This window comes from Rhizobium sp. KNZ14-9A, assembly GCF_056755015.1.
Genome location: NZ_JBPGXB010000002.1, coordinates 3,907,037 through 3,933,401, shown reverse-complemented (window position 1 = coordinate 3,933,401; position 26,365 = coordinate 3,907,037). Strand labels below are relative to the sequence as shown.

27 protein-coding genes are annotated in these 26,365 nt (G+C 59.6%); 18 read left to right on the top strand and 9 right to left on the bottom strand.

Features of this window, described 5'->3' with window-relative positions:
* Nucleotides 1-18: 18 nt before the first annotated feature.
* The 7 genes from obgE (at nucleotide 19) to modC (ending at nucleotide 7,294) form a co-directional block, all read left to right on the top strand.
* Nucleotides 19-1,089 (top strand): GTPase ObgE, encoded by a 1,071-nt coding sequence (gene obgE, locus ACR9ZQ_RS26280; RefSeq protein WP_310389691.1) that lies wholly within the window; start codon nucleotides 19-21, stop codon nucleotides 1,087-1,089.
* Nucleotides 1,082-2,251: a glutamate 5-kinase gene (gene proB / locus ACR9ZQ_RS26275; RefSeq protein ID WP_481429040.1), complete on the top strand. Its 1,170-nt coding sequence runs from the start codon at nucleotides 1,082-1,084 to the stop codon at nucleotides 2,249-2,251. Before obgE ends, proB begins: the two co-directional genes overlap by 8 nt.
* The gene (locus ACR9ZQ_RS26270; RefSeq protein ID WP_481429039.1) at nucleotides 2,244-3,527 is read left to right on the top strand and encodes a glutamate-5-semialdehyde dehydrogenase; all 1,284 of its coding nucleotides are present in this window, start codon (nucleotides 2,244-2,246) and stop codon (nucleotides 3,525-3,527) included. Before proB ends, ACR9ZQ_RS26270 begins: the two co-directional genes overlap by 8 nt.
* A complete protein-coding gene (locus ACR9ZQ_RS26265) occupies nucleotides 3,508-4,164 on the top strand; it encodes a nicotinate-nucleotide adenylyltransferase (RefSeq protein WP_310389695.1) in 657 nt (218 codons plus the stop codon). Before ACR9ZQ_RS26270 ends, ACR9ZQ_RS26265 begins: the two co-directional genes overlap by 20 nt.
* Nucleotides 4,165-4,658: 494 nt before the next feature.
* A complete protein-coding gene (gene modA, locus ACR9ZQ_RS26260; RefSeq protein WP_481429038.1) occupies nucleotides 4,659-5,450 on the top strand; it encodes a molybdate ABC transporter substrate-binding protein in 792 nt (263 codons plus the stop codon).
* Nucleotides 5,451-5,525: 75 nt separating this feature from the next.
* On the top strand, nucleotides 5,526-6,227 hold the full coding sequence (gene modB / locus ACR9ZQ_RS26255; RefSeq protein WP_310389699.1) for a molybdate ABC transporter permease subunit: 702 nt from the start codon (nucleotides 5,526-5,528) through the stop codon (nucleotides 6,225-6,227).
* Nucleotides 6,224-7,294 (top strand): molybdenum ABC transporter ATP-binding protein, encoded by a 1,071-nt coding sequence (gene modC / locus ACR9ZQ_RS26250; RefSeq protein WP_310389701.1) that lies wholly within the window; start codon nucleotides 6,224-6,226, stop codon nucleotides 7,292-7,294. The genes modB and modC overlap by 4 nt, the downstream gene beginning before the upstream one ends.
* On the opposite strand, the gene ACR9ZQ_RS26245 is transcribed toward modC, so the two are convergent.
* Nucleotides 7,295-7,672, bottom strand: a complete 378-nt coding sequence (locus ACR9ZQ_RS26245) for a winged helix-turn-helix domain-containing protein (protein ID WP_310389703.1) — start codon at nucleotides 7,670-7,672, stop codon at nucleotides 7,295-7,297.
* A gap of 209 nt (nucleotides 7,673-7,881) precedes the next feature.
* Here ACR9ZQ_RS26245 and rsfS point away from each other — a divergent pair, with 209 nt between their 5' ends.
* The 6 genes from rsfS to ACR9ZQ_RS26215 all read left to right on the top strand — a co-directional run bounded on the left by rsfS (nucleotide 7,882) and on the right by ACR9ZQ_RS26215 (nucleotide 13,625).
* On the top strand, nucleotides 7,882-8,325 hold the full coding sequence (gene rsfS, locus ACR9ZQ_RS26240; protein ID WP_007824813.1) for a ribosome silencing factor: 444 nt from the start codon (nucleotides 7,882-7,884) through the stop codon (nucleotides 8,323-8,325).
* Nucleotides 8,326-8,443: 118 nt separating this feature from the next.
* Nucleotides 8,444-8,926 (top strand): 23S rRNA (pseudouridine(1915)-N(3))-methyltransferase RlmH, encoded by a 483-nt coding sequence (gene rlmH / locus ACR9ZQ_RS26235; protein ID WP_310389706.1) that lies wholly within the window; start codon nucleotides 8,444-8,446, stop codon nucleotides 8,924-8,926.
* Between the two features lie 154 nt (nucleotides 8,927-9,080).
* A complete protein-coding gene (locus tag ACR9ZQ_RS26230) occupies nucleotides 9,081-10,490 on the top strand; it encodes a murein hydrolase activator EnvC family protein (RefSeq protein WP_481429360.1) in 1,410 nt (469 codons plus the stop codon).
* Complete coding sequence (locus ACR9ZQ_RS26225) at nucleotides 10,480-11,802, top strand: S41 family peptidase (protein WP_113183655.1); 1,323 nt, start codon at nucleotides 10,480-10,482, stop codon at nucleotides 11,800-11,802. The genes ACR9ZQ_RS26230 and ACR9ZQ_RS26225 overlap by 11 nt, the downstream gene beginning before the upstream one ends.
* A gap of 77 nt (nucleotides 11,803-11,879) precedes the next feature.
* Nucleotides 11,880-13,079: a divergent polysaccharide deacetylase family protein gene (locus ACR9ZQ_RS26220; protein WP_481429037.1), complete on the top strand. Its 1,200-nt coding sequence runs from the start codon at nucleotides 11,880-11,882 to the stop codon at nucleotides 13,077-13,079.
* Between the two features lie 12 nt (nucleotides 13,080-13,091).
* Nucleotides 13,092-13,625, top strand: a complete 534-nt coding sequence (locus ACR9ZQ_RS26215; protein ID WP_007824800.1) for an RNA pyrophosphohydrolase — start codon at nucleotides 13,092-13,094, stop codon at nucleotides 13,623-13,625.
* An 86-nt stretch (nucleotides 13,626-13,711) separates the two neighbouring features.
* On the opposite strand, the gene bfr is transcribed toward ACR9ZQ_RS26215, so the two are convergent.
* The 5 genes from bfr to ACR9ZQ_RS26190 form a co-directional block, all read right to left on the bottom strand.
* Nucleotides 13,712-14,197 carry a bacterioferritin gene (gene bfr, locus ACR9ZQ_RS26210; protein WP_481429036.1) on the bottom strand — a complete coding sequence of 162 codons (486 nt, stop codon included), beginning with the start codon at nucleotides 14,195-14,197 and terminating at the stop codon, nucleotides 13,712-13,714.
* Nucleotides 14,163-14,537, bottom strand: a complete 375-nt coding sequence (locus ACR9ZQ_RS26205) for a BFD-like (2Fe-2S) protein (RefSeq protein WP_081493316.1) — start codon at nucleotides 14,535-14,537, stop codon at nucleotides 14,163-14,165. The genes bfr and ACR9ZQ_RS26205 overlap by 35 nt, the downstream gene beginning before the upstream one ends.
* A 108-nt stretch (nucleotides 14,538-14,645) precedes the next feature.
* Nucleotides 14,646-18,125: an error-prone DNA polymerase gene (locus ACR9ZQ_RS26200; protein WP_481429035.1), complete on the bottom strand. Its 3,480-nt coding sequence runs from the start codon at nucleotides 18,123-18,125 to the stop codon at nucleotides 14,646-14,648.
* Nucleotides 18,122-19,570 carry a Y-family DNA polymerase gene (locus ACR9ZQ_RS26195; RefSeq protein WP_481429359.1) on the bottom strand — a complete coding sequence of 483 codons (1,449 nt, stop codon included), beginning with the start codon at nucleotides 19,568-19,570 and terminating at the stop codon, nucleotides 18,122-18,124. Before ACR9ZQ_RS26195 ends, ACR9ZQ_RS26200 begins: the two co-directional genes overlap by 4 nt.
* 10 nt (nucleotides 19,571-19,580) lie before the next feature.
* Nucleotides 19,581-20,525, bottom strand: coding sequence for an ImuA family protein (locus ACR9ZQ_RS26190; RefSeq protein WP_310389714.1), 945 nt, complete (start codon nucleotides 20,523-20,525; stop codon nucleotides 19,581-19,583).
* A gap of 162 nt (nucleotides 20,526-20,687) precedes the next feature.
* Between ACR9ZQ_RS26190 and ACR9ZQ_RS26185 the strand changes: the two genes are divergently transcribed.
* Nucleotides 20,688-21,125: a metallopeptidase family protein gene (locus tag ACR9ZQ_RS26185; protein ID WP_310389716.1), complete on the top strand. Its 438-nt coding sequence runs from the start codon at nucleotides 20,688-20,690 to the stop codon at nucleotides 21,123-21,125.
* 2 nt (nucleotides 21,126-21,127) lie between these two features.
* Here the strand turns inward: ACR9ZQ_RS26185 and ACR9ZQ_RS26180 are convergent, their stop codons facing one another.
* Together ACR9ZQ_RS26180 and ACR9ZQ_RS26175 are read right to left on the bottom strand one after the other, a co-directional pair.
* Entirely contained in the window at nucleotides 21,128-21,334 is a 207-nt protein-coding gene (locus ACR9ZQ_RS26180; RefSeq protein WP_310389718.1) for a DUF1737 domain-containing protein, read from the bottom strand.
* The gene (locus tag ACR9ZQ_RS26175) at nucleotides 21,334-22,239 is read right to left on the bottom strand and encodes an HpcH/HpaI aldolase/citrate lyase family protein (RefSeq protein WP_310389720.1); all 906 of its coding nucleotides are present in this window, start codon (nucleotides 22,237-22,239) and stop codon (nucleotides 21,334-21,336) included. The genes ACR9ZQ_RS26180 and ACR9ZQ_RS26175 overlap by 1 nt, the downstream gene beginning before the upstream one ends.
* A 113-nt stretch (nucleotides 22,240-22,352) precedes the next feature.
* Here ACR9ZQ_RS26175 and ACR9ZQ_RS26170 point away from each other — a divergent pair, with 113 nt between their 5' ends.
* The 3 genes from ACR9ZQ_RS26170 to leuD all read left to right on the top strand — a co-directional run bounded on the left by ACR9ZQ_RS26170 (nucleotide 22,353) and on the right by leuD (nucleotide 23,856).
* Complete coding sequence (locus ACR9ZQ_RS26170) at nucleotides 22,353-22,583, top strand: hypothetical protein (protein ID WP_007824784.1); 231 nt, start codon at nucleotides 22,353-22,355, stop codon at nucleotides 22,581-22,583.
* Nucleotides 22,584-22,692: 109 nt separating this feature from the next.
* Nucleotides 22,693-23,112, top strand: coding sequence for a VOC family protein (locus ACR9ZQ_RS26165; protein ID WP_310389722.1), 420 nt, complete (start codon nucleotides 22,693-22,695; stop codon nucleotides 23,110-23,112).
* Between the two features lie 135 nt (nucleotides 23,113-23,247).
* A complete protein-coding gene (gene leuD, locus ACR9ZQ_RS26160; protein ID WP_113322202.1) occupies nucleotides 23,248-23,856 on the top strand; it encodes a 3-isopropylmalate dehydratase small subunit in 609 nt (202 codons plus the stop codon).
* A gap of 62 nt (nucleotides 23,857-23,918) precedes the next feature.
* Here the strand turns inward: leuD and ACR9ZQ_RS26155 are convergent, their stop codons facing one another.
* Complete coding sequence (locus ACR9ZQ_RS26155) at nucleotides 23,919-24,851, bottom strand: pyridoxal-phosphate dependent enzyme (protein WP_310389725.1); 933 nt, start codon at nucleotides 24,849-24,851, stop codon at nucleotides 23,919-23,921.
* 180 nt (nucleotides 24,852-25,031) lie between these two features.
* Here ACR9ZQ_RS26155 and leuB point away from each other — a divergent pair, with 180 nt between their 5' ends.
* A complete protein-coding gene (gene leuB, locus ACR9ZQ_RS26150) occupies nucleotides 25,032-26,144 on the top strand; it encodes a 3-isopropylmalate dehydrogenase (RefSeq protein ID WP_113183662.1) in 1,113 nt (370 codons plus the stop codon).
* Nucleotides 26,145-26,365 lie beyond the last annotated feature (221 nt).

Sequence of the window (26,365 nt, the reverse complement as noted above, 5' to 3'; positions counted from 1 at the left end):
CCGAGTACTGGAAGTAAAATGAAATTTCTCGATGAAGCAAAGGTCTATATCCGGTCGGGTGATGGCGGCGCAGGCAGCGTTTCCTTCCGTCGTGAGAAGTTCATCGAGTTCGGCGGGCCGGATGGCGGCGACGGCGGGCGCGGCGGCGACGTCTGGGTAGAGGCCGTCAATGGCCTCAACACACTGATCGATTTTCGCTACCAGCAGCACTTCAAGGCCAAGGTCGGCATGCACGGCATGGGCAAGAATCGCACCGGCGCCAATGGCGACGACGTGACGCTCAAGGTTCCCGTCGGCACACAGATATTCGAAGAGGATCAGGAAAGCCTCATCTGCGACCTTACCGAGGAGGGCCAGCGCTTCTGCCTCGCAAAAGGTGGCAATGGCGGCTTCGGCAACGCCCACTTCAAGTCTTCGGTCAATCAGGCGCCGGACTGGGCCAATCCCGGCCTGGAGGGCGAAGAAAAGACCATCTGGCTGCATCTGAAGCTGATTGCCGATGCCGGCCTCGTCGGCCTGCCGAATGCCGGCAAGTCCACCTTCCTCGCTTCCGTGACACGCGCCCGGCCGAAGATCGCCAATTACCCCTTCACGACGCTGCACCCCAACCTCGGTGTCGCGACCATCGACGAGCGGGAATTCATCCTTGCCGATATTCCCGGCCTTATCGAAGGCGCGCATGAGGGCGTGGGCATCGGCGACCGCTTCCTCGGCCATGTCGAGCGCACACGCGTGCTGCTGCATCTCGTCTCTGCCCAGGAGGAAAAGGTCGGCAAGGCCTATAAGACGGTGAAGCACGAGCTCGAAGCCTATGGCAACGACCTGGTCGACAAGCCGGAAATTGTCGCACTCTCGCAGATCGACGTACTCGACGATGCGACCCTGAAGAAGAAGGCCAAGGAACTCGCCAAGGCCTGCGGCAAGACACCCTTCCTGATTTCCGCCGTCACCGGCAAGGGAATGACGGAAGTGCTGCGCGCGCTGCGCGACATCATCGTCGAAGCCAATACCGTAGAGAAGCCGGCCAAGACGCCAAAACTGCGCCATCGCGACATGATCCTCACCGACGAGGACGAGAGCGATGAGTAGCCGCAAGCCGCTGGATCGCTATCGCCGCGTCGTCATCAAGATCGGCTCGGCGCTCTTGGTCGATCGCAAGACCGGCCTGAAGAAATCATGGCTCGATGCCATGTGCGCCGATATCGCTGTGCTGAAGTCCAAAGGCGTCGATGTGCTCGTGGTCTCCTCCGGTGCCATCGCTCTTGGCCGCTCGGTGCTCGATCTTCCCTCCGGCGCCCTGAAGCTGGAGGAAAGCCAGGCGGCAGCGGCCGTCGGCCAGATCGCGTTGGCCCGGGCTTGGTCCGAAAGCCTCTCACACGATGAGATCGTCGCTGGCCAGATCCTGCTGACCTTGGGCGATACCGAAGAGCGGCGCCGTTACCTTAACGCCCGCGCCACCATCAATCAGCTTCTGAAGATCGGCGCCGTGCCGATCATCAACGAGAACGACACGGTCGCAACCAGCGAAATCCGTTATGGCGACAATGATCGCCTCGCTGCCCGCGTCGCCACTATGACCGGCGCCGACCTGCTGATCCTTCTCTCCGATATAGACGGTCTCTACACCGCCCCGCCGCATCTCGATCTGGATGCGCAATTCCTGGAAAGCATTGCGGAAATCACCCCCGAGATCGAAGCCATGGCCGGTGGTGCGGCCTCCGAACTTTCGCGCGGCGGCATGCGCACCAAGATCGATGCCGGCAAGATTGCGACGACCTCCGGCTGCGCCATGATCATCGCGTCGGGCAAGACGGAAAGCCCGCTTTCGGCAATCGAAAACGGTGCGCGCTCCTCCTGGTTTGCGCCTTCGGGCACGCCTGTCACCGCCCGCAAGACCTGGATCGCCGGACAGCTTCAGCCGGCCGGCATGCTGCATCTCGACGAAGGCGCGGTAACGGCACTCGGCGCTGGCAAGAGCCTGCTGCCCGCTGGCGTGCGCAGTATCTCCGGCAATTTCGCCCGAGGCGATACGGTTGCGATCATCGCCCCCTCCGGCCGCGAGATCGCCCGTGGACTGGTCAGCTACGACGCAGAGGAAGCCCGCCAGATCGCCGGCCGCAAATCGGCAGATATCGAGGCGATCCTCGGTTATCCCGGCCGCGCCGCCATGGTCCATCGTGACGATATGGTCATGACGGCGCAGATCGGTTCGAAATCGGAAAGGCAGAAGAAGGACGCAAGCTATGCTTGATACAGTTGCGCAGGGCCCTGACATTGACGTGCTGATGAACGACATCGGCCGCAAGGCCAAGGTCGCCGCGCGACCATTGGGCTTTGCTCCGACCGACGCCAAGAATAAGGCTTTGCACGCCATGGCAGATGCCATTCTGGCGAACAAGACCCATATCCTGTCGGAAAATGCCAAGGATTTGAAGGATGTGGAGGGAACGGACATGCTCGCCTCCTTCATCGATCGCTTGACGCTGAACGAGAAGCGCGTCACGGAAATGGCCGAGGGCATCCGCGCGATTGCCGCTCTTCCCGATCCTGTCGGCGAAGTCATCGCCGCCTGGGATCGCCCGAATGGCCTGAAGATCGAACGCGTCCGCACGCCACTCGGCGTCATCGGTGTCATCTTCGAAAGCCGGCCGAACGTCACGGCCGATGCCGGTGCGCTCTGCCTGAAGGCCGGCAATGCGGTGATCCTGCGCTGCGGTTCGGATTCGCGCCGTTCCTCGGCTGCGATCCATGCCTGCATGGTCGAGGGCCTGAAGGCAGCCGGCTTGCCGGAGCATGCGATCCAGCTTGTGCCCGTGACCGATCGCGCCGCTGTCGGCGCCATGCTACGCGGGCTTGATGGTTCAATCGATGTTATTGTGCCCCGCGGTGGCAAGAGCCTCGTTGCTCGCGTTCAGAGCGAGGCACGCGTACCGGTTTTCGCCCATCTCGAAGGCCTCTGCCATATCTATGTCGACGCCTCCGCCGATCTCGAAATGGCCAAGAACATCATCGTCAACGCCAAGATGCGCCGCACCGGCGTCTGCGGCGCAGCCGAGACCCTGCTGATCGACGGCGCCGCCATCGGCACGCATCTGACGCCGCTGATCGAGGTCCTAGTTGAAGCCGGCTGCGAGGTTCGCGGTTCGGCCACGGTTCTCAAAGTCGTGCCGGGCCTGAAGCCTGCCACCGAAGAGGACTGGTCGACCGAATATCTGGATGCCGTCATTTCCGTTGCCGTCGTTGACGGCATTTCCGGCGCGATCGACCATATCCAGAAATATTCGTCGAACCATACCGAAGCCGTGCTTGCCGAAAACCCCGAGGTCGTCGAACGCTTCTTTACGGAGATCGACTCAGCCATCCTGCTGCATAACGCCTCGACCCAGTTTGCCGATGGCGGCGAATTCGGCATGGGTGCGGAGATCGGCATCGCCACCGGCAAGATGCATGCGCGTGGCCCAGTCGGCGTCGAGCAGCTCACCTCCTTCAAATACCGCGTTCGCGGTCATGGACAGACGCGGCCCTGACGTGACCACAGAGCATATAGACCGGCGCTATCTCCGCATGCCGCATAGCGAACGCGGCATGATCGTCGGTCTGTTCGGCGGCTCATTCAATCCGCCGCATGAGGGTCATGCCTTGGTTGCCGAAATCGCCATCCGGCGTCTGGGACTGGATCAGCTCTGGTGGATGGTGACACCGGGCAATCCGTTGAAAAGCCGCAATTATCTGGCACCACTTTCGGAGCGTATAGCGCGCAGCGAAAGCATTGCCACCGACCCGCATATCAAGGTCACAGCCTTTGAACAGGCATTTGGCGTGAGCTATACGGCCAATACGCTTGCCCGCGTGAAGGCACGCAATCCGCATGTGAATTTCATCTGGATCATGGGCGCCGACAGCCTGGAAAATTTCCATCGCTGGCAGAAATGGCAGAATATCGCGCGAACCTTCCCGATAGCGGTCATCGACCGGCCGGGCTCGACGCTCTCTTACCTTTCTTCGAAAATGGCCAAGACCTTTGCCTTTGCCCGCATCGACGAAGATGACGCCCGTGTTCTCTGGAAGAAGCCGGCGCCCGCCTGGACCTTCATTCACGGTCCGCGCTCGACTTTGAGCTCGACAGCCATCCGCAACGGCGATCAGCACAAGGCCGCGGAATAAATCGGATTGTTTGAAAATTCCCGGAAATGAAAAGCCCGACGCGGGAGGAGGTGCGTCGGGCTTAAAACTTGATCGACAACTGGGAGGAGGAGTGTTGTCGATCCTATCGGACGGCTATGGGAGGAGGAGAAGCCGTCGGATGATTGTGTTTTAGCACATTTGTTCAGAAGGTGAATATAGGCTAGTGCATTGCAGCAATGCGCGAAATGCAAACCTCCGTGGAACTGAATCGAATTCCCTGCCAGTTTTATCAGCAAAAACAGATTGATCCAAACTGGCTTGCCAGATCCCTTGCCATTTACCAAGCAGAAGCGCCACATTTTTGCCTCACGAACTCTCGGCTTAACGGGAGCCATGCGCCTCACGAATGCGTGAAGAGACGGCGCGAGTAAATCACGTCTCCGCCGTCGTTATGTTTTATGAAATACAACTCTAGCCAAAGCTCACACGCCGTTATATTCGTCTAAATATTTCGAGCCTGGGGAGAATAAATTATGCAGAGCCGCCGCCACTGGATGAAACTGGCAACCGCCGCGATCTCGGCCGTCTGGCTTGGCGCAGCAGCGCTTTCGACGCCTGTCGCAGCCGCCGAAAAGGTAACTGTCTTCGCCGCCGCAAGCCTCAAGGATGGGCTTGATGCGGCCAACGCCGCCTGGGCCAAGGAAAGCGGCAAGGAAGCCGTTACTTCCTACGCGGCAAGCGGCGCGCTGGCAAAGCAGATCGAAAATGCGGCCCCGGCTGACGTCTTCATTTCTGCCGACCTGAACTGGATGGACTATGTCGCCGATAAAAAGCTGATCAAAGCGGACACACGCTCCAACCTGCTCGGCAACCGCCTTGTTCTGGTCGCTGAAAACGGTAAGCAGAAGCCGGTTGAAATCAAGGCAGGCTTCGATCTCGCCAGTCTCATCGGCGACGGCAAGCTCGCCATGGGCGAGCCGAAATCGGTTCCGGCCGGCAAATATGGCCAAACCGCACTCGACAAACTCGGCGTCTGGAAGTCGGTGGAAACGAAGGTTGCCTATTCGGAAAGCGTGCGCGCCGCCCTCGCCCTCGTTTCCCGTGGCGAAGCGCCCTACGGCATCGTCTACCAGACGGATGCCGCCGCCGATAAGGGCGTTGCAATTGTCGGCACCTTCCCGACAGATTCTCACCCGCCGATCATCTATCCGATCGCCCTGCTTGCCGAGAGCAAGAACCCGGATGCTGCTGCCTATCTCGACTTCCTGAAGTCGGACAAGGCTGCCCCTTTCTTCACTGCGCAGGGTTTCACCATCCTGAAATAATTGCGTAATTGGCGCCCAAAGCTTAGCGTGAAGGCTCGCTTCGGCGGGCCTTCACTGTTTCGGAGAAGATGACGCTTGGATATGTTCGGCTTGAGCGATGAGGAATGGACGGCGATCCTGCTGACCCTGCGCATTTCCTTCGTCGCCATGGTGGCAAGCCTGCCGCTCGGCATCCTCGTCGCCTTGCTGCTTGCCCGCGGCCGCTTCTGGGGTAAGTCCATCCTGAACGGCATCGTCCATCTGCCGCTGATCCTGCCACCTGTCGTTACCGGCTTCATTCTCCTCATCCTTTTCGGCCGCCGCGGCCCGATCGGCAGCCTGCTGGATCAATATCTGGGTATCGTGCTCTCCTTCCGCTGGACCGGTGCAGCGCTTGCCTGTGGCGTCATGGGTTTTCCACTGATGGTGCGCAGCATCCGTCTCTCCATCGAGGCCGTCGACCGCAAGCTCGAGGAAGCCGCCGGGACGCTTGGCGCGAGCCCGGCATTGGTCTTCCTGACCGTCACGCTGCCGCTGATCATTCCCGGCATCATTACCGGCATGATCCTCTGCTTTGCCAAGGCGATGGGCGAGTTCGGGGCCACCATCACCTTCGTCTCCAATATCCCGGGCGAAACGCAGACCCTGTCGACCGCCATCTATACCTTTACCCAGGTGCCGGGTGGTGACGCTGTCGCCATGCGGCTCACCCTCATTTCCATCGCCATTTCGATGCTGGCCCTACTGGCTTCGGAATTCCTCGCCTATCTCGCCGGCCGGAGGATCGATCCGGAATGACGCTCATCGTCGAAGCAAGACATCGCCTCGGCGCCTTCAGGCTCGATGCCGCCTTCACCTCCGAACGCGGCGTGACGGCGCTCTTCGGCCGTTCCGGCTCCGGCAAGACCTCCGTGATCCGCATCATTGCTGGCCTCACCCGACCGACCGAAGGCCGGATCCTGCTCGACGGCGAGGCGCTGACGGATACGGCAAAGGACATCTTCATTCCCCGGCACCGCCGCCGCTTCGGCTACGTCTTCCAGGAAGCGCGGCTTTTTCCGCATTTGAGCGTCCGGACAAATCTCGCCTACGGCCGCTGGTTCACGCCGAGATCCGCACGCATTGAAAATTTCGATCGTGTCGTCGACCTGCTCGGCATCGGCCAGTTGCTCGCCCGCAGCCCTTCAAAGCTGTCGGGGGGCGAAAAGCAGCGTGTCGCGATCGGTCGCGCACTGCTTTCTTCGCCGCGCCTGCTCTTGATGGACGAGCCATTGGCCGCATTGGACGAAGCCCGCAAGGCCGAGATCCTGCCCTATCTTGAGCGTCTGCGTGACGAGATGGATATTCCGATCGTCTACGTCAGCCATTCAATCTCCGAAGTCGCGCGCTTGGCAAATCAGGTCGTGGTCATGCGCGACGGCAAAGTGGAAGCCACAGGCCCCGCAGCAGAAATCCTCAGCCGTTCGTCGCTGCTCCCGGAAGACCGAAAGGAAGCCGGTGCAGTGCTGGAAGGCACAGTCGAAAGTATCGATTTGGCCCATCGGATTTCGACAGTGCTGCTGAAGGCGGGCAGGCTCTATGTTCCGGGTGCTGCGCCCGCCATAGGCAAGCCTGTGCGCATCCACATCCCCGCCCGAGACGTGATGCTGGCAACACGGAAGCCGGAAGGGTTGAGCGCCCTCAACATTCTGGAAGGAACCGTCACGCAGATTTCGCCGACGGAGGATGGAACCGTCGAGATCCGCCTCGATTGCACCGGCAACGCCGTTCTCTCGCGCATCACCGCGCTGTCCTGCGAGCGTCTGGGATTACGCCCGGGCATGCCGGCTTTCGCCGTTATCAAGACCGTGGCGCTGGAAGCCTGATCAGCGCCGCTCGTCCGACTGCAGATTACGGTTGTTTTCCAGCCAGGCGAGATCATCGGCAAGGCTGGTGCGCACCGTCTTTTCCATGTCGCGAAAGCGCGCCAGCAATTGCTCCCCGAATGGCGTCAGTGCCGCGCCGCCGCCCTTCTGGCCGCCGCGCTGCGATTCCACCACCTGCGCCTTGAACATGCGGTTCATCTCGGCGACCAGCATCCAGGCACGGCGATAGGACATGTCCATGGCGCGGCCGGCGGCCGAGATCGAACCTGTCTCGCGGATATGCTCGAGCAGCTCCATCTTGCCGTGGCCGAGGCGATCGTCATCGGGAAAGGTGATTCGCAGGACAGGTGCGAGCGGATTTTTGGCGGTTTCGGTCATGTCGGTCGGTATTTGCGGAAATCACCGGCACTTTACGCCCGACCGCAGACGCTGTACACCGCACCTCCATCTCGACCGAGGGTCGAAATCTCGATTTCGTGACGCCAAATGCGGCTTTCGGCCGTTCGCGCGCTGCGCCGCGTCTTGAAACATTAATGGTTTGATGCCTATCTTAACCATGATCCGGTTCTGCTGGATCCGTGTTGTGCATGGTTTGTCATTCCAGGAAAGGGAAAGCACTGACAACAGTACACGCCAAGGGAAAAACGCTTGCCGTTATCCCGAAGGGTGCGGAACGTGGCGCCGATGCCGCCGCCCGTGCTCTGGAAGCCGTCCTCGTCAGCCTCGAGGACTCCAAAGCTGAAGATATCGTCACCATCAACATTGCCGGAAAATCGGCGCTGGGAGACTACATGGTTGTCGTCTCCGGCCGCTCGAACAGGCATGTCATGGCGATCGCCGATCATCTTCTGACTGATCTCAAGGACGAGGGCTTCGGTACTGCCCGCGTCGAAGGTCAGGAAGGCGGTGACTGGATCCTGATCGATACCGGTGACATCATTGTGCATGTGTTCCGTCCCGAAATTCGTGAGTTCTACAACATCGAAAAGATGTGGGCGGCTCCGGATATGGACGAGGAAACGCGGCACTGACAGGCAGCCTGGCATTCGCCCGGCGCCTGAGACGTGGTAGCTGACCGGGCCGGCTTTCGATAGCTGGCCGGTAAGTCCACATTGCGCTGCGGAAGCGCGGCATAGCAGGAGCGGATGAATGCGGATTGGTCTTTTTGCGGTGGGACGGCTGAAGCCCGGCCCCGAAAAGGATCTTGCGGCCCGTTATTTCGACCGTTTTGCAAAGGCCGGTCCTGCGATCGGCCTGGAATTTTCTCGTATCGCCGAAGTAGCCGAAAGCCGCGCCTCCAATGCGGACACCCGCAAGCGCGAGGAAGCGGCCATGCTGCTGAAATCGCTCCCCGAAGGCAGCATCCTCGTTCTCCTCGACGAACGCGGCAAGGCGCTGGACAGCGAAGCTTTCGCCAATCTTCTCGGCGGCTACCGCGATCAAGGCAAACGCGACCTGACGATCGCAATCGGCGGTGCCGATGGCCTCGACCCTTCCCTCTACGACCGCGCCAACATGATCCTTTGCCTTGGCAAGATGACCTGGCCTCATCAGATCGTCCGCACGCTCATTGCCGAACAGCTTTATCGGGCCGTGACCATCCTGTCCGGCCACCCTTATCATCGCGTCTGATGCAGACCAAAACACTCACGCAGCCGTGTTTTGCCTCAGGGCCTCTTCTCATTCAAACTTTCTGGTCAACAGCCCCAAATCAGCTTAGGTTCCGGGCGATTTGAACGAGTAAACCCCGACACGCATGACGAGAGCTGCCCCCAAGCGATCCCGCCTGTTTCTGCCGGCCGTTGCCGCAGGGCTCGGTGCGGCCGTCATCGCCATTTCGGGAAACCCCTTGGCCGTGCAGGCGCAGGATGCGCCGCCACCGCCCGCAGCAGCCGAACCGGCCGCGCCAGTCACATCAGCCGAACAGCCGCCACCTGATCCTGCCGCCGAACTTGCGAAGAAGCGCGACGAAACGAGGGCCGAGCTCGACAAGCTGTCGAAGACGATCAGTCTCTCCTCGGACAAGGCGAGCGAGCTTCAGAGCAGCATCGACAATCTGGAAAAGAGTACGGCAAGCATTCGACAGGCACTGATCGATTCCGCCGCCCGCCGGAAATCCCTGGAAGGCAAAATTCTCGACAGCGAGAAGAAGCTCGCCGAGCTCGGCGTCAAGGAAGATGGCATCCGCCGTTCGCTGCATGAGCGCCGCGGCCTCCTGGCCGAGGTTCTCGCCGCCTTGCAGCGCATGGGCCGCAACCCACCGCCCGCCCTTCTCGTGACACCCGATGATGCGCTTGCCTCTGTTCGCAGCGCCATTCTGCTCGGCGCCGTGGTGCCGGGCATCCGCAAGGAAACTGAAAAGCTCGCAGCCGATCTTGCCGACCTTGCAGCCTTGCAGACGGCGAGCGCCAAGGAGAGGGAGGGCCTGACCACCACCATGGCAAACAGCCTGGAGGAGGAGCGGCGCATGGATCTGCTGCTTGCCGAAAACGACAAGCTGAGCCGCTCCAATGCCGCCGAACTGGAAGCCGAAAAGCAGCGGTCTCAGGAGCTGGCAAGCAAGGCAACGACGCTCGAAAGCCTCGTCGCTTCGATGGAAACGGAAATCGCCTCCGTACGCGATGCCGCCGCCGCCGCCAGGCAGGCAGAGGAGAACCGCAAGCTCCTCACGGACGAGCAGCGCGCCCAGGCGAAGGCCCTGGCCGACAGCGGAGTGCCCGATAAAAACCGCATTGCGCCCGCATATCCCTTCGGAGAATTGAAGGCGAAACTGGAGCTGCCTGTGGCAGGCGATATTCTGCGCCAGTTCGGCGATGCTGACGGCACCGGACACGAGGCCATGGGAATGACGGTCGCGACCAATGCGGAAACGGTGGTGACCGCGCCTGCTGACGGGCTGGTGGTTTTCGCCGGCGCCTTCCGCAGCTATGGCCAGATGATTATCCTCGACGCTGGCGGTGGATATCACCTGGTTCTCTCAGGTATGGATACGATCAACACCCGTCAGGGAAAATTCGTTTTCTCCGGCGAGCCCCTGGCCGTGATGGGTGCGAAAAGAGTGGCAAGCGCAACCGCATTGGCGCTGGAAACAGATCGGCCAACGCTTTACATTGAGTTTCGAAAGGACGGTAAACCGGTCGATTCCCGACCGTGGTGGACCGCCAAAGACACTGGAAAGGCACGCAATGATTCGTAGGGCTTCTCTTGTTCTGGTCGGCGCACTGATGGGCGCGACCGCGATGAGCGTCATTTACTCCGCAGGCGTGCCTGCAGAGGCGGCGGGAGCATCGACCTATAAGGAGCTTTCGGTATTCGGTGACGTCTTCGAACGCGTGCGTGCACAATACGTAACGCCGCCGGCCGAGGACAAGCTGATCGAAAGCGCCATCAATGGCATGCTTTCCTCGCTCGACCCGCATTCCAGCTACATGAATGCGAAGGACGCCGAAGACATGCGCACCCAGACCAAGGGTGAGTTCGGCGGCCTCGGTATCGAAGTCACCATGGAAGACGAACTCGTCAAGGTCATCACCCCGATCGACGATACTCCGGCTGCCAAGGCTGGCGTTCTGGCCGGCGACTATATTTCGGAAATCGATGGCCAGTCTGTTCGCGGCCTGAAGCTCGAAGACGCCGTCGAAAAGATGCGTGGCGCCGTCAACACGCCGATCAAGCTGACGCTCATCCGCAAGGGCGCCGACAAGCCGATCGAACTTACGATCGTACGTGACGTCGTTGCCGTTCAGGCGGTCAAGTCGCGCGTCGAGGACGATGTCGGCTATCTGCGCGTCATCTCCTTCACCGAGAAGACCTATCCGGACCTCGAAAAGGCGATCCAGAAGATCAAGGCGACCATTCCGGCCGACAAGCTCAAGGGCTTCGTCCTTGACCTGCGTCTCAACCCCGGCGGTCTGCTCGATCAGGCGATCAATGTTTCCGACGCCTTCCTGCAGCGCGGCGAAGTGGTTTCGACCCGTGGCCGCAATCCGGATGAAACCCGCCGCTTCAATGCTGGCCCGGGCGATCTGACGGATGGCAAGCCGCTGATCGTCCTCATCAACGGCGGCTCGGCTTCCGCGTCGGAAATCGTTGCCGGCGCCCTGCAGGATCTGCGCCGTGCCACGGTTCTCGGCACGCGTTCCTTCGGCAAGGGTTCGGTCCAGACCATCATTCCGCTTGGCGAAAACGGCGCGCTGCGCCTGACGACAGCGCTCTACTACACACCGTCGGGCCGCTCGATCCAGGGCACCGGCATTACGCCTGACATCAAGGTGGAAGAGCCCCTTCCGGCCGATCTGCAAGGCAAGATGGTGACCGAGGGCGAATCTGCCCTGCGCGGCCACATCAAGGGCCAGAGCGAGACCGACGAAGGTTCGGGATCGGTTGCCTACGTCCCGCCGGATCCGAAGGATGACGTCCAGCTCAACTACGCGCTCGATCTGCTGCGCGGCAAGAAGACTGACCCGTCCTTCCCGCCGGACCCTGAAAAGGCTGTCGTCGCCAAGTAATCCATCGATCTCAAGGCCGGGCAGCCCGCCCGGCCTTGAGACTTTCTGCTGTTTCCCGGTTTTGGAGTGGCAACGAATTGGGAACGGACCTGCATGCACCTCTAGGCCGCAACCGCAAGGCCGCGCGAAAGCGCCCCGGCATATTGCGGATCGGACAGATTGCCGCGAGCGTCTGTCTTGTCGCGATTGGCGGCTTTTCCCTTTACACGGCATTTCGCAATGATGGCCTCGAGCAGTCGAAGCCTCCGGCATCGCTGGACACAGCGGCCGCGCCGCCGACCGATGCGATCCAGGAGCCGCAGGTATCTGCCAATCAGGCAGCAAACGGCATGCCCCGCTCCGAGCCGCAATCCGGCGCCAATGTAGAACAGATGGTGACAGGCGACGGTTCTGTCGTCACTAAATACAGCCCTCGCCCGCGCGAGGGTAGCGGCCCGGTTCTGGTCGATGCCATGAAGATGGGCCAGGATCCCCGCATGGCGGCCATCCCCAACGACAATCTGCTCGAAGAGACACCCTTCGGCCGGCTGCCCATCACGGGTCCCGATGGCCGGCGTCCGATGGATCAATATGCGCGGCCGTGGTCCGGCACGCGCGGCACCCGCATCGCGATCGTCCTCAGCGGCCTCGGTCTCAGCCAGACCGGCACGCAGCGCGCCATCAAGCAATTACCGGAGGAAATCACCTTTGCCTTCGCCGCCAGTGGCAACAGCCTGCAGCGCTGGATGCAAGATGCGCGGCGCGGCGGCCATGAAATATTGCTGCAGGTGCCGCTGGAGCCGTTCGATTACCCAGCTAATGATCCAGGACCGGATACGCTGCTGACGTCGAAGCCTGTGGCGCACAACCTCGAAAGCCTGCACCGGGCGATGGGCGAGATCACCAACTATACGGGCATCATGAACTATCTGGGCGGACGTTTCCTCTCCGATCCCAAGGCCATGGAGCCGGTCATGCGGGATATCGGCAAGCGCGGGCTGCTGTTTCTCGACGATGGCACTTCAGCGCAATCCAAGACCGCCGTGGTCGCCAAAGGCACGGAGCTTCCTTACGCTTTCGCTGACTTGCAACTGGACAGCCAGGTCGATGTGAACACCATCCTGCAGAAACTCGACGAACTGGAGCGCATCGCCCGCCGCAACGGCCAGGCAATCGGTGTTGCCTCGGCCTTCGACGAGAGCATTGACGCGATCTCCAAATGGAGCGAGGAAGCGACCATGCGCGGCATCGAGATTGTCGGCGTTGCTGCACTCGTCAACGACCCCAAGAATCCCTGACCGGAGAAAACCATGAGCCAAGCGACCGTAAAAGCTGAGGATCTCCCCTATCGCCCCTGCGTCGGTGTGATGATCCTCAACCGCGAGGGCCTCGTCTGGGCCGGGCGGCGCATTCCTGATGGTAATTCGGAGTATGACGGTTCACCCCAGCTCTGGCAGATGCCGCAGGGCGGCATCGACAAGGGCGAAGACCCGCTGGAGGCAGCCTATCGCGAACTTTACGAAGAAACCGGCATCCGGACCGTGACCCTGCTTGCCGAGGCCAAGGACTGGATCAATTACGACCTGCCGCCACAGCTGATCGGCATCGGGCTGAGGGGCAAGTACCGCGGCCAGACGCAGCGCTGGTTCGCCTTCCGCTTCGAGGGCGACGAAAGTGAGATCGCCATCAACCCGCCGCCCGGCGGCCATGAGCCGGAATTCGACGCTTGGGAATGGAAGCCGATGGAAGACCTGCCCGGCCTGATCGTTCCCTTCAAGCGCGCCGTCTATGAACGGGTCGTGGCGGAATTCAGCCACCTTTCCGGCTTGATCCCGGAAGATTGAGCATCGAACGAAGCTCAGCAATGCGTTCCAAAAGGAAACCGGCCGCCTTTCAGGCGGCCGGCTGAGATAAGATTGCCGACTGCGAATTATTCGGCTTCGTTGGCCGAATCTGCGTTGAGCTGACCATATTTGGCTTCGCCGATCTTCTCGAGCAGTTCGAGCTGCGTTTCGAGGAAGTCGATATGGCCTTCCTCGTCTGCCAACAGCTCTTCGAAAAGCTTCATGGAAACATAGTCGCCGGCGTCATGACAGATATCGCGCGATTTCTTGTAGGCAGTGCGGGCGTCATATTCGCCGGCAAGATCGGCCTCCAGAACTTCCTTGACGTTCTGACCGATGCGCAGCGGCGCAAGCGTCTGTAGATTGGGATGGCCTTCGAGGAAGATGATGCGCGCGACCAGACGGTCGGCATGGTGCATTTCCTCGATCAATTCGGCACGTTCCTTCTTGGCGAGCTTGGTGTAACCCCAGTCCTCAAGAAGGCGATAGTGGACCCAATACTGGTTGACTGCACCGAGCTCTAGAAAAAGGGCCTCGTTAAGCCGCTCGATGACTTTTTTGTCGCCTTTCAATGTCCGCTCTCCTGTTTTCCTCGTGGAATTGTTTCAAGCGGGACATGAAATCAAATATTTCCGTCTCCGTCGAGTGGCGACGGGCATGATAATCTTCGGTTGTCTGGATGATGATATCGACAACGTTCGGGAAACAGCCGCAGCAACGGCCGCGTTTGGCCATGGCGTGATAGACCTTCGCCGGCACGATAAGCTGCCAACAATCTTCATCGAGAAGATTGTTGATGACGTCCCGGATTTCCTTGTCGGTTATGTAATTGCAACTGCAGACGAGCACGTCTTCATTCCAAACATGACACTTACTATCGTGTTTTCTGCAAAAGAAGATGGGAACTGTCAAGAAAATTCGCGACCCTCATCCGATCACGATTCAGCGACAGGATATCACACGCCAGCGAGCGCATCCTTAAGTCCTTAAGAAGCATCAATTTCCTGGCTGCAAGGCCCATCAGTGAAAATTACGCCCGCGCGGCATCACGCTCGCAGTCTCTGCGATATCACCATCTTTCGCTTGTTCTGATGGGCTTCGCTCGCCGATCTTTCTGAGCAGGTTGTCCCGCGCCAGAATATCCGCCGCCTTCCGCTGTCGATGATCCTGTGTCGGGCGCAGCACCTCGTCCGAGCGCTCGCTGACGCCAAAGCGTTTTATCTCTCGCTGAAGGATACCGAGTAGCGGCGTCATATCCTCGATATGTTCGACGACGGTATGGATGACACCGCTCTGGCTTTGTAATTTGCCGTAGATCTTCACAAGCCGAGCGCCCATGACCACTGCGCGGTATTTTTCGAAGACCTTCTTCCAGACGATGGCATTGGCAACACCGGTCTCATCCTCCAACGTCATGAAGATCACACCTTTCGCCGAACCCGGCTGCTGGCGCACCAGCACCAGCCCCGCGATCGTCACTCGTCTCCCATTCGCGACACGAAGCAGATCGACATTGCGCGTCACACCTGCCTTGCCTAACTCCTCGCGCAGGAAGGAAACGGGGTGCCCTTTCAAGGATAGCGACAGGTAACGGTAATCCTCGATGACCTGTTCTCCCGGCAGCATATCCGGCAGCTTCGCAGCCGGCTCAGGCTGAAGATCGATATGGCGGACCTTCTCGAAGAGCGGCAGCTCCTCGGTTGCGCTTTTCACATCCAGCGCCCGCACCGCCCAGAGCGCCTGACGTCGTGATAACTGAAGAGATTGGAAAGCATCCGCATCCGCCAGCCGTTCGATAACGGATTTCTGCAAACCGGAGCGCAGCCAGAGATCACGCACAGAATGGTAACCCTCGCCACGATTCTCGACGAGCTGCTCCATATCTTTAATGGAAACACCCTTGATCTGCAGAAGGCCAAGTCGCACAGCGTGGCGAGTCTTAATGATATTTCGCATCTCACCGTGGCGAAAATCGACACTTGCTCGGTCAAAAACCGCTTCCTCAAGGGTGCATTCCCAATCCGAGCGATTGATATCGGCCGACAAGATTTCCACCCCGTGCTCGCGCGCATCCCGCACCAGCTGCGCCGGCGCATAGAATCCCATTGGCTGTGAGTTCAGCATCGCAGCGCAGAAGGCGTCGGGATAATAGGCCTTCAACCACGAAGAGGCGTAGACGAGCAGTGCAAAAGAAGCTGCATGGCTTTCTGGGAAACCGTATTCGCCGAAACCTTTGATCTGCTTGAAACATTGCTCCGCGAATTCGCGAGGATAGTCATTCTCAACCATGCCCTCGACAAATCGCTCTTCAAAATTATCGATTGTGCCTGTTCTTTTGAAGGTCGCCATTGACCGTCGGAGGCGGTCGGCTTCCGCTGGCTTGAATCCGGCAGCAGTGATGGCGATCTGCATCGCTTGCTCTTGAAACAAGGGAACCCCAAGAGTTCTTTTGAGAACATCCTTTAGCTGCGGACTCGGATATTCAATCGGGATATTCTTATCCCTTGCCTCCCGACGTTTCAGATAGGGATGAACCATGTCACCTTGGATCGGCCCCGGACGAACAATCGCTACTTCAATGACGAGATCATAGAATTCTTTTGGGCGGAGACGCGGTAACATACTCATCTGTGCCCGACTTTCGATCTGGAAAACGCCAAGCGTATCCGCACGCCACATCATCTTATAAACTGGCTCGCCTTCCTCTCCGTGCTCCTTATTGCCGAGGTCGGCGAGTGTCTTTTTCACATCGTAGTGTAGCTCAAGCAGCGTGAAGGCCCTGCGTAAGCAAGTCAGCATGCCGAGCGCCAGCACATCCACCTTGAGGATTTGGACATTGTCGAGATCATCCTTGTCCCACTCGATCATGTAACGATCCGGCATCGCCGTCTTCATAATCGGCACCACTTCATCAAGCCGATCCCGGGTAATGACAAAACCACCGACATGCTGGGTAAGGTGACGGGGAAAGCCAAGAAGCTCGGAGGCATATTTGAGCACGTTCTGTGTCACCGGGTCTTTGATATCGAGGCCGGCCGCCTTCGCGTCCCGTTCGGAGAGATTATCCTCCGACCAACCCCAGACGAGACTGCTGATCGCAGATTGAACATCCTCCGACAGACCGAAGGCCTTGGCGACCTCACGGCCGGCCGAACGGGTGCGATAGCTGGTGACAGCCGCCGTCAGACCGGCATGCTCACGGCCATATCTTTTATAAATGGACTGGATGACCTCTTCCCGTCGATCATGCTCGAAATCGACGTCAATATCCGGCGGTTCGTCCCGATCCATCGAAATGAACCGGTCGAAGAGAAGCGTGGTCTTTGTGGGATCGACTTCCGTGATCTCCAGGCAATAGCAGATGACTGAATTGGCCGCCGACCCTCGCCCCTGACAGAGAACTTCGAGCACATAGCGGGCGTGATGAATGATCTTGTGAACCGTCAAGAAATAGGAAGCGTAATTCTTGTCGCCGATGAGCTTCAGCTCATAATCGATCTGCTTGGCCACTTTCTCGGGAACGCCACCAGGATAACGTACTAGCGCACCCGCTCTGGTCAGCCTTTCGAGAGTTTCCTGCGGCGTTTCACCTGGATCGTTTTCAGGGGGATAATTGTGTTTCAGCTCGTTCAACGAAAAGGTCAGCTTGCCGAAAAACAGCTGCGTATTCTCGACCGCATCTCTGTAATCTCGGAAGACCCTGGATATTTCACGTGAATCCTTGAGATACCGCTCTCCATTCGGCGCCAGAAGGAATCCGGCTTTCGATATCTCCACATGCTCCCGTATGGCGATCACGATATCCGAAAGCGGCCGGCGCCCGGGGTCATGATAGAGTGGCTGATTGGTCGCAATCAGCGGCACCCGGTTGCGGACGGCAAGCATGGCAAGCGCTGCAAAAGCCTGCCGGTCGCGGCCGTCATAGGTCGGCGACAGCGCCAGAAAAAATGCCTTGCGGAAGCGTTTGCGAAACCGTTCCAGATACTCTTCAAGTGCCGACTGGCGGGCAGGATCATTCACGGCGGCCCGATCGGGGATAAGGGCGAGCATCATCTCGTCACCCCATTCCATAAGCTCCGCTTCCGTCAGGATGCAGGTTCCCTTTACAGCTTCGTCCTTCAGATTGCCGGCGCTGAGAAGGCGGCAGAGATTTGCCCAGCCCCGCCGGTTTTGCGGATAGGCAAGGATATCAGGCGTTCCATCCGAAAAAACGAGACGGGCGCCCGGCTGAACCCGGACAGGGTCGAGAATGATCTCCATTTTTCCCTTCTTCTTCGCCTCGGCTAAAATCGCATCCCTGTTCCTGTATCTCTCTCTGAGCTGTTCTGCCTGCGCATGAGCCCGCACTACACCGGCAACCGAATTCCGGTCCGCAATGCCGAGACCGCCGAGCTTCAGCCAAGCGGCCTGCACGACCATCTCTTCAGGCTTCGAAGCACCTTCCAGGAACGAGAAATTCGTCTTCGCACCGATCTCGAAAAATGCGGGTTCGGGCCTCATGCAAAGACCCCCTGCATGAACCAGCGAGGATCGGGGTTCTCACCGTAGAGACCCCGGCGATAGATCCAGAAGCGATGTCCGGCCTCATCCTCGATCCGGAAATAGTCTCGCGCTTCGGCATCATCGCCATCGATCCACCATTCCATGGCAATCCGTTCAGGGCCTTCGCTCCTCGCCACCTGATGCTGCAGGCGACGCCAACGGAAAGTCTGCGGCGCACCATCAGGCACTTCGGCAAATGCGACCTCGACCGGCTCCGGCGTTGCAAAAAGCCGCAGCGGACGCTCCTCACGAAAAGGCAGCGCATTGCCCTGTTCCGCTTTCCGCCGGGCCGGAAGGCTCTCCATTGCCGGCACCGTGATCACGGCGCGCTCCGGCACATGGCTCTCGCGAAGCTGGAAGCTTTGCAGGCAGTCCGAACCAAGCCGGGCCGCGACACGGTCGACAAAACTCGAAAGCGAGATCTCCCCCTGCCGGTCGCCCTCGAAATCGCCCTGCGCCTCGTTGAACGGGTCATGCCGCAGCACGTTCAGGCGCAAGATCTCGAAACCATAGCCGGCATCGATACCGTCATAGATCACCTGCAACCGCTCGGAAAACAGCCCGGCAATGAGCTTCGGTTCACGAAGCGGCCGGGAGGCACCGACGGAAATGCGGAAAACCCTGCCGTCGACACGAAACAGCACCAGTTCGAACACCCGCCCACCGGCGCCGCGCGCTTCCAGGGACGGCTTTAGCGACACGGCGACCTGCCCGGTAACGGCGAGGATCTGCTCTTCCGTGCCGATCGGCTCGACCAGACGGCGTTCGGATGAGAGGCTGGCGACAGGAAGCCGAGGAGAGATGGGTTCTTCCTCACGGCCGAGCGCCTGATCAAGGCGCAGAAGCAGCGTTGGCCCGAAGCGGCGGGTCAGCGGCGCCCGCGGCGCATGAATGACATCGCCGACGTATTTGAGGCCAAGTTTCCTAAGAGCATCGACGGTCTGGCCCTCCAGCCGCAAGGCCGCGACAGGCAGCGGCATCAGCATGCGCTCCATCTCTTCATCCTCCACGACGCCGCCCTGCCCGAAACGGGAGACTGCCCAGGAAAGACCCGGCGATGAGGAGATCGCACCCCGCACATCGAGCCCCATATGGAAGAGCCGGGACAGAATATCCTTGAGAAGCGCCACCTCACCGCCGAAGAGATGGGCGCAGCCGGTAATATCGAGAAACAGCCCGTCCTTGCCGTCGAGCGCGACCATCGGCGTATAGCGGTCGCACCAGTCGGCGATCCCTTCCAGTAACCGTCGATCGGCTGCTGGATCTTCCTCCAGGACATCAAGCGCCGGAAACATGGCGCGCGCTTCGGCAACGCCCTGCTCTTTCCGCAAGCCCAGCTTTTCGGCGAATTCGTCCAGCGCCGTCAGCCGCATGGCATTGTTGAGCTTGCCGGAACAGACGATCGGCGGCTTCTCAGGACGCCCTTTCGAGCGCCAGGACAGCCCCCATCGCTTGCGGGCGATGCGGTCCGTTGCCAGATGCGGAAAACTGAGCGCCAGAATGCGCTGACTGTTCGCCTGGAGGACGAGCGAAGCTTGGTTCGTCGACAGGGAAAAATTCGCGTTCATGAGGGTTCCACTCCAGAAGAAAGGAGAGCGGGGCCGGATTGCGGCTCTTCTCCAGCGTGAGACGGAAAATCGGATTGCCGATACTGACGGAAAGTTTTGATCCGTCCGGCAGCGGCCGCAGGCCCGACGGCGCCGGTTCGACATGCAGGCGGAAGGCGGCACTGCTTGCCTCCTCCTCTCCCGCTTGACGGACAAGAAAGAGTGGGCGGTGGACGGCGCGCGCCCTGAGGCTGAGTCTGCGACTTTCGGTCAGGCCGAAATGCAGGGGATTGCCGCGCACTTCGAAGACGACAGCCGAGAAGGCAGCACTTTCGATGGCCGCTTCCGCCAGCCAGAGCGCATCCTCCAGCTTGCGCGGCGCGGCATGGAAAAACCTTTCCGGCTTCAGCCCGAAATCCTTCAGCCCCGGAGCATAAGGACGACCCGCCTCCAGTGTGCCGACGGCATCACTGATCCAGAGCAGCGGCAGCAACCTGCCGGTATCCTCCTCCTGCTTCTGCAGTCGCGCCACAATGGCCATCGCCAGACCGCTTGCCGCCCCTGCATCACCGGAGCTCGCCGCGCGGAATTCGGTAATCGCATCGAGCTGAAGGCCGCCTTCCAAGGCGTCATCGAACGGTTCCACACCGAAAGGCAGGCGTGGCAGAATACACTCCTGCCGCCTCTCGTGTCCTTCCGCCAGAGCCTCCCGTTCCGCCGCGGCAAGCGCCGGCGCGGGTTTTCCCTCCAGTCGGGCAATGGTTTCGCGGAGCGCAAAAAGCCGCTCGCGCGCCAGGGCGGTCTGCGCCATGGCGTTCTCCCCACTCGTCTTGTTCCTGTTATGTTCTTATAGATTCCAGAGCTCTAATGAAGAGTCAATGATCATTTCATAAGAATTTATTCCTGCCTTTGATTCCGCACTCGAAAATCGGCGATAAAGGTTCTATATGGGCCGGCAAAGGAAGGAATACTTATGGCCCGCATAGACCAGAGCGATGATTGGCGGGACCGCCATGCGCCGACGATCAGCACCTTCGAGTCGCTGGCAATGGAGGCCTACAGTCATCTGCCGGACGAATTTCGTAAGCTGACGACCAATCTGACCATCGAAATCGAAGACTTCCCCGACGACGAAGTTTTTGAAGATATGGCGCTGGAAACGCCCTTTGACCTGCTGGGCCTTTTCGAGGGCCGCGGCATTTCGGAGCGCTTTACCGTGGAAACCGGCGAGATGCCGAACCGCATCCGCCTCTATCGCCGTCCGATCCTCGATTACTGGGCCGAAAACGACGAAACGCTGGGCGACATCATCACCCATGTGCTGATCCATGAGATCGGCCACCACTTCGGCCTCAGCGACGATGACATGGAACGCATCGAGGCAAGCGCCGAAGAGGCGGCAGAGCGTTAAGCTTACTGCTCGGACAGCTTCATGTCCGGGTGATAATCCTTGCCCTCGACCTCCTTGACGACGGCCTGGCCGCACTGCATCTGGCCGGTCGCAGCATTGAAGCCATAGGTGGGCGAGCCGGACAGCGACCAGCCCTTGTTCAGCGCCGCTGTTACCTTGTGGCAAAAGGAGGCGTCGTCGAGACCGGTCAGGAAGCGGTAGAGTTTCATCAGGCGGGCTTTCTTGCAGAAATCAGGCGAGCTTTATGGACCAGAGCTTCGGCCAGGACAAGATGCAGCCGCTCGATCATCCGCCCGTTCGCATTGATGACATTGAGCCCCTCGGTCGCCGGATCGGCGAAGGCGGCGATGATGGCCTCCGCCTCCGCAATCTCCTCCGCGTCAGGTCCGAAATGCGTGTTAGCGGCTGCAATCTGTGCCGGGTGGATCAGCATCTTGCCGGTAAAACCCATGGCGCGGCCCTGACCGCATTCGACATTGAAGCCTTCGCCATCCCGGAAATCGTTGAAGACGCTGTCAAGCGCATCGAGCCCATAGGCCTTGACCGCCAGAACGACCTGCATCAGCCAGGGCACGAGATAGGTCCGCCCCGACTGCGGCAAGACGCCCGTTTCCTTGCGCAGGTCGTTGAGGCCGACGACGAGGCAATCGAGCCGCGAGCCCGGCGTGCGGCCGGATTCGGCGATCGCTGCAGCATTCAGCACGCCACGCGGCGTCTCGATCATCGCCCAGATGCGCAACTCCTCCGGCGCATAGGCCTCGGCAAGCAGATCGCTGACAGCCATTACATCCTGTGGCTCATCCACCTTTGGAAGCAGAACGGCATCGGGCGAAAGCGCCTTGATCAGTTCCAAATCCGCCAGCCCGAATCCGGATGACAAAGAATTGATACGGATGATCCTTTCCTTGCCCTCAAGCAGCGGCCCGGCAAAAAAGGCCTTCAGATTGTCGCGCGCTTCCGCCTTCTTCTCGGGCGCGACGGAATCCTCCAGATCGAGAATAACCGCATCGCAATCAAGGGAATGGGTCTTTTCAAGCGCACGCGCATTGATGGCGGGTACGCTCAACACCGAGCGGCGCAGACGCAGGGAACGAAGAGGTGGTGTTCGGCTCATGGACCATTAGTGCCAAGCTTCGCAAAGCCCGGCAAGACAACAAAAAGCCATGCTTGGCTTGCAGAGAGGAAAAAGAAGGACCACATTCCTTTCCGTAGAAAGGTTTCAAACCAATGCAGAACATTCGCTCCATCTTCTTCATGCTTGCCGGCGCCACCGTTTTCGTGGCCATGCTGCTTCTCACCTTCTCGGTCACGCTCGCCGTTGGCGGCATCCTGACCGTGCTCATGGTCGGCCGCGCCCTTTCGATGAAGATGAAGCCCGCTCCCGTCCGCGCCCGCGCCGATGGTAAGCGCGAGATGCGCATCTGGAACGACGGCCGCGGCACGATCATCGATCTCTGATCATTTTCTCTGAAAATTCTGACCGACATTGTCGGCTCACGTTCCCATGCTACGTCCTTGAAGCAGCCAGGCATTCAGCCGGCACTTTAAAAACGAATGGAGGACGAGCATGGATGCGACGGAGAGCAACCAGACCAAGATGCCGCCGGTCAAGAACGGCCTGCTTCCCTATCTGACGGTCGACGGCGCGGTAAAGGCTGCGGAATTCTACAAGAAAGCTTTCGGCGCTGAAGAAGCCTATCTCGTGCCGGTCGACGAAAGCGGCCGGACGATGCACGTGCATCTCTATATCAATGGCAGCTCGCTCATGCTGTCGGATGCCTATCCGGAATATGGCCATGCCTTCAAAGGCCATGAGGGCTTCGCCATCCAGCTGGTGATCGACGATATCGATTTCTGGTGGAACCGCGCAGTGGCTGCCGGCGCCGAAGTCGTCATGCCGGTCGAACTGATGTTCTGGGGTGATCGCTACGGCCAGCTTCGTGATCCGTTCGGCGTGCTCTGGGGCCTGAATGCACCGTCCAAGTAAAGGGACACGCGTAATCGGCAGGCCACGCGAAACACCACGTGGCCTCCGTCAACGAAAGATTCTTCTTCATTTCGGCGGGAAACTGGAATAGATGCAAAATCAGAAAGTACGTTTTGCTGAAATGGAGCATAGGTCATGGATAAATTCGTGAAGCTCACGGGCGTTGCAGCCCCTCTGCCGGTCGTCAACATCGACACCGACATGATCATTCCGAAGGACTATCTGAAGACCATCAAGCGCACCGGCCTTGGTAAGGGCCTTTTCGCCGAAGCCCGCTACAACGAAGACGGCTCCGAAAACCCCGATTTCGTGCTGAACAAGCCGGCTTACCGCGAGGCAAAGATTCTGGTTGCCGGTGACAATTTCGGCTGCGGCTCCTCGCGCGAACACGCTCCATGGGCGCTGCTCGATTTCGGCATCCGCTGCGTGATCTCGACCAGCTTCGCCGACATCTTCTATAACAACTGCTTCAAGAACGGCATCCTGCCGATCCAGGTCAGCCACGAAGACCTCGACAAGCTGATGGACGACGCCGAGCGCGGCTCCAACGCCATTCTGACGGTCGACCTTGAAAACCTCGAAATCACCGGTCCGGACGGCGGCTCGATCAAGTTCGATCTCGACGAGTTCAAGCGCCACTGCCTGCTGAACGGCCTCGATGATATCGGCCTGACCATGGAAAAGGGCAAGGCGATCGACGAGTTCGAAAAGAAGAACGCCGCTTCGCACCCCTGGGCTGCCTGAGCCTCACTAAATTGCTTTGAGATCGAGCCGGGCTTTCGCCCGGCTTTTTCTTTGTCCGGATCTCAGAGAAACTTCTCTTTCCAGAGATCAAGCTTTTCGAGCGACACACCGATGCCGCCGCAGACTTCGATGAGCGGATTGTCGAAGCGAGACAGCAGATCGGCATGCACATCGGCAACGGCAAGTGCGGCACCACAGGCCGGTTCGACCAGGATGCGCTGCGCATCGGCAAATTTCAGGCAAGCGGCCACGGCATCGGCATCGCTGACGAGAACACTTTCGATCGGGTGATGCTTCGGCAGATCGAAGACATGCTGCGCCACCTGCCGCGCGCCGAGGGAGGTGGCAATCGATGTAATGGCCGGCAGCGAAATACGCTCATTGGCCTTGAGGCTTGCATGAAATGATGCAGCTCCTTCCGTCTCGACGGCAATGACAGGCACGTCCGAAAGCCCGTTCCGCTTCAGCCCCTCGACGATGCCGGCAAGCAGACCGCCACCGCCGATGCTGGTAACGACGCAATCGAATTTGGCACCCTTTGCCACCACCTCATCGATCAGCGTCGCATGGCCATCCCACAGGAGCGGATGGTCGAAAGGATGCACATAGGTCGCCTTGCGGCTTTCGGCGAGTTCGATCGCATGCGCATTGGCCTCATCGAAGACAGAACCATGAACCAGCACATTGGCGCCCGTTGCGGCAATCGTTCGGCGCACGTCAGGTGCCGTCGTCTCAGGCACGACGATCGTAACAGGCACGCCAAGTGCCCGTCCGGCATAGGCTGCGGCAACGCCGGCATTGCCGCCGGAGGCGCAGAAGATCTCACGCGCACCGTTTTGAACCTCATGCTGGCAAAGCCGGCCGACACCACGCAGCTTGAAGCTGCCTGAAGGCTGTAGCGCATCGAGCTTTAACCAAAGCGGCTTGCCGCTGGCGCTGAAATCGGGCGCTGTCCGGATCAGAGGAGTGTCGAGATGGAGGGGCGTAAAAGACATGGGAGAATATCCAGAGAAAGAAGGCAAGGCTGTCGTTCTAGCTCGTTTGCAGGCACGGGAGCAACCTTGTCAGACATCACATGACGCGGAGGCAAGCGTACCGATTCACCTCTTCTCTCGCTTGAAATGCCCATTTCCGGGGTCTAAGAAGCCGCAGCTTGTTTTTCCGCGGAGGGTTTCATGACAGTGCGCAATCTTTTCCTGCTGCCGGGTGACGGTATCGGCCCCGAAGCCATGGGTGAAGTCCGCAAGATCATCGCTTATATGAACGAGGCGATGAATGCCGGCTTCGCCACCGACGAAGGCCTCGTCGGCGGCTGCGCCTATGATGCGCATGGCGCAGCGATCTCCGAAGACGACATGAAGAAGGCGCTTGCAGCCGACGCTGTGCTCTTCGGCGCCGTCGGCGGCCCGAAGTGGGATAGCGTTCCCTACGAAGTACGCCCGGAAGCCGGCCTGCTGCGCCTGCGCAAGGATCTGGAACTCTTTGCCAATCTGCGTCCGGCGATCTGCTATCCCGCACTCGCCTCCGCTTCCTCGCTGAAGCCGGAATTGGTCGAAGGCCTCGACATCCTCATCATCCGCGAGTTGACGGGCGGTGTTTACTTCGGCGAGCCGAAAGAAATCATCGATCTCGGCAATGGCCAGAAGCGCGGCATCGATACGCAGGTTTACGACACCTACGAGATCGAGCGTATTGCCGGTGTCGCCTTTGAAATGGCCCGCACCCGCAACAACCGCGTCTGCTCCATGGAAAAGCGCAACGTCATGAAATCCGGCGTGCTCTGGAACCAGGTCGTGACCGAGACGCACAAGGCGAAATATTCAGACGTGCAGCTCGAGCATATGCTGGCGGATGCCGGCGGCATGCAGCTCGTGCGCCAGCCGAAACAGTTCGACGTCATCGTCACCGACAACCTCTTCGGCGACATGCTCTCGGACGTTGCCGCCATGCTGACCGGCTCGCTCGGGATGCTGCCTTCGGCCTCGCTCGGAGCACCTGATGGAAAGACCGGCAAGCGCAAGGCACTCTATGAGCCGGTTCACGGCTCGGCGCCCGATATCGCCGGCAAGGGCATAGCCAATCCGATCGCCATGATTGCCTCCTTCGCCATGTGCCTTCGCTACTCCTTCAATCTTGTCAAGGAAGCGGACAACCTCGAAAAGGCGATCGCCAACGTGCTCGACAAGGGCATCCGCACTGGCGACATCATGGCACCAGGCAGCCGCCAGGTCGGCACCGTCGAGATGGGCGACGCGATCCTCGACGAGTTCAAGGCCCTTTCTGCCTGATATTTCACGTGAAACGCTTTTCGGCCCTTCGCATCTCATGCGGAGGGCTTTTTTGTGGAAGCCAGCATTCCCGCTCCTATGAATGATATCACGGCAGGGTCTGGCATTCAGCGCACGGGTCGCATTTGCCACCGCTATCACGCTCACTCGCCTCCGCCTGATCTTCTCCTTCAGGGTACGAATTGAGCCATTACCAAAATTGATTAGAATAATCTCGGGAG

Excerpts from the sequence above, each read along its gene's own strand:
- obgE (WP_310389691.1), top strand. The coding sequence starts at position 19 with ATGAAATTTCTCGATGAAGCAAAGGTCTATATCCGGTCGGGTGATGGC.
- proB (WP_481429040.1), top strand. The coding sequence starts at position 1,082 with ATGAGTAGCCGCAAGCCGCTGGATCGCTATCGCCGCGTCGTCATCAAG.
- ACR9ZQ_RS26270 (WP_481429039.1), top strand. The coding sequence starts at position 2,244 with ATGCTTGATACAGTTGCGCAGGGCCCTGACATTGACGTGCTGATGAAC.
- ACR9ZQ_RS26265 (WP_310389695.1), top strand. The coding sequence starts at position 3,508 with ATGGACAGACGCGGCCCTGACGTGACCACAGAGCATATAGACCGGCGC.
- modA (WP_481429038.1), top strand. The coding sequence starts at position 4,659 with ATGCAGAGCCGCCGCCACTGGATGAAACTGGCAACCGCCGCGATCTCG.
- modC (WP_310389701.1), top strand. The coding sequence starts at position 6,224 with ATGACGCTCATCGTCGAAGCAAGACATCGCCTCGGCGCCTTCAGGCTC.
- ACR9ZQ_RS26245 (WP_310389703.1), bottom strand. The coding sequence starts at position 7,672 with ATGACCGAAACCGCCAAAAATCCGCTCGCACCTGTCCTGCGAATCACC.
- rsfS (WP_007824813.1), top strand. The coding sequence starts at position 7,882 with ATGGTTTGTCATTCCAGGAAAGGGAAAGCACTGACAACAGTACACGCC.
- rlmH (WP_310389706.1), top strand. The coding sequence starts at position 8,444 with ATGCGGATTGGTCTTTTTGCGGTGGGACGGCTGAAGCCCGGCCCCGAA.
- ACR9ZQ_RS26225 (WP_113183655.1), top strand. The coding sequence starts at position 10,480 with ATGATTCGTAGGGCTTCTCTTGTTCTGGTCGGCGCACTGATGGGCGCG.
- ACR9ZQ_RS26215 (WP_007824800.1), top strand. The coding sequence starts at position 13,092 with ATGAGCCAAGCGACCGTAAAAGCTGAGGATCTCCCCTATCGCCCCTGC.
- ACR9ZQ_RS26200 (WP_481429035.1), bottom strand. The coding sequence starts at position 18,125 with ATGAGGCCCGAACCCGCATTTTTCGAGATCGGTGCGAAGACGAATTTC.
- ACR9ZQ_RS26190 (WP_310389714.1), bottom strand. The coding sequence starts at position 20,525 with ATGGCGCAGACCGCCCTGGCGCGCGAGCGGCTTTTTGCGCTCCGCGAA.
- ACR9ZQ_RS26185 (WP_310389716.1), top strand. The coding sequence starts at position 20,688 with ATGGCCCGCATAGACCAGAGCGATGATTGGCGGGACCGCCATGCGCCG.
- ACR9ZQ_RS26180 (WP_310389718.1), bottom strand. The coding sequence starts at position 21,334 with ATGAAACTCTACCGCTTCCTGACCGGTCTCGACGACGCCTCCTTTTGC.
- ACR9ZQ_RS26175 (WP_310389720.1), bottom strand. The coding sequence starts at position 22,239 with ATGAGCCGAACACCACCTCTTCGTTCCCTGCGTCTGCGCCGCTCGGTG.
- ACR9ZQ_RS26170 (WP_007824784.1), top strand. The coding sequence starts at position 22,353 with ATGCAGAACATTCGCTCCATCTTCTTCATGCTTGCCGGCGCCACCGTT.
- ACR9ZQ_RS26165 (WP_310389722.1), top strand. The coding sequence starts at position 22,693 with ATGGATGCGACGGAGAGCAACCAGACCAAGATGCCGCCGGTCAAGAAC.
- leuD (WP_113322202.1), top strand. The coding sequence starts at position 23,248 with ATGGATAAATTCGTGAAGCTCACGGGCGTTGCAGCCCCTCTGCCGGTC.
- ACR9ZQ_RS26155 (WP_310389725.1), bottom strand. The coding sequence starts at position 24,851 with ATGTCTTTTACGCCCCTCCATCTCGACACTCCTCTGATCCGGACAGCG.
- leuB (WP_113183662.1), top strand. The coding sequence starts at position 25,032 with ATGACAGTGCGCAATCTTTTCCTGCTGCCGGGTGACGGTATCGGCCCC.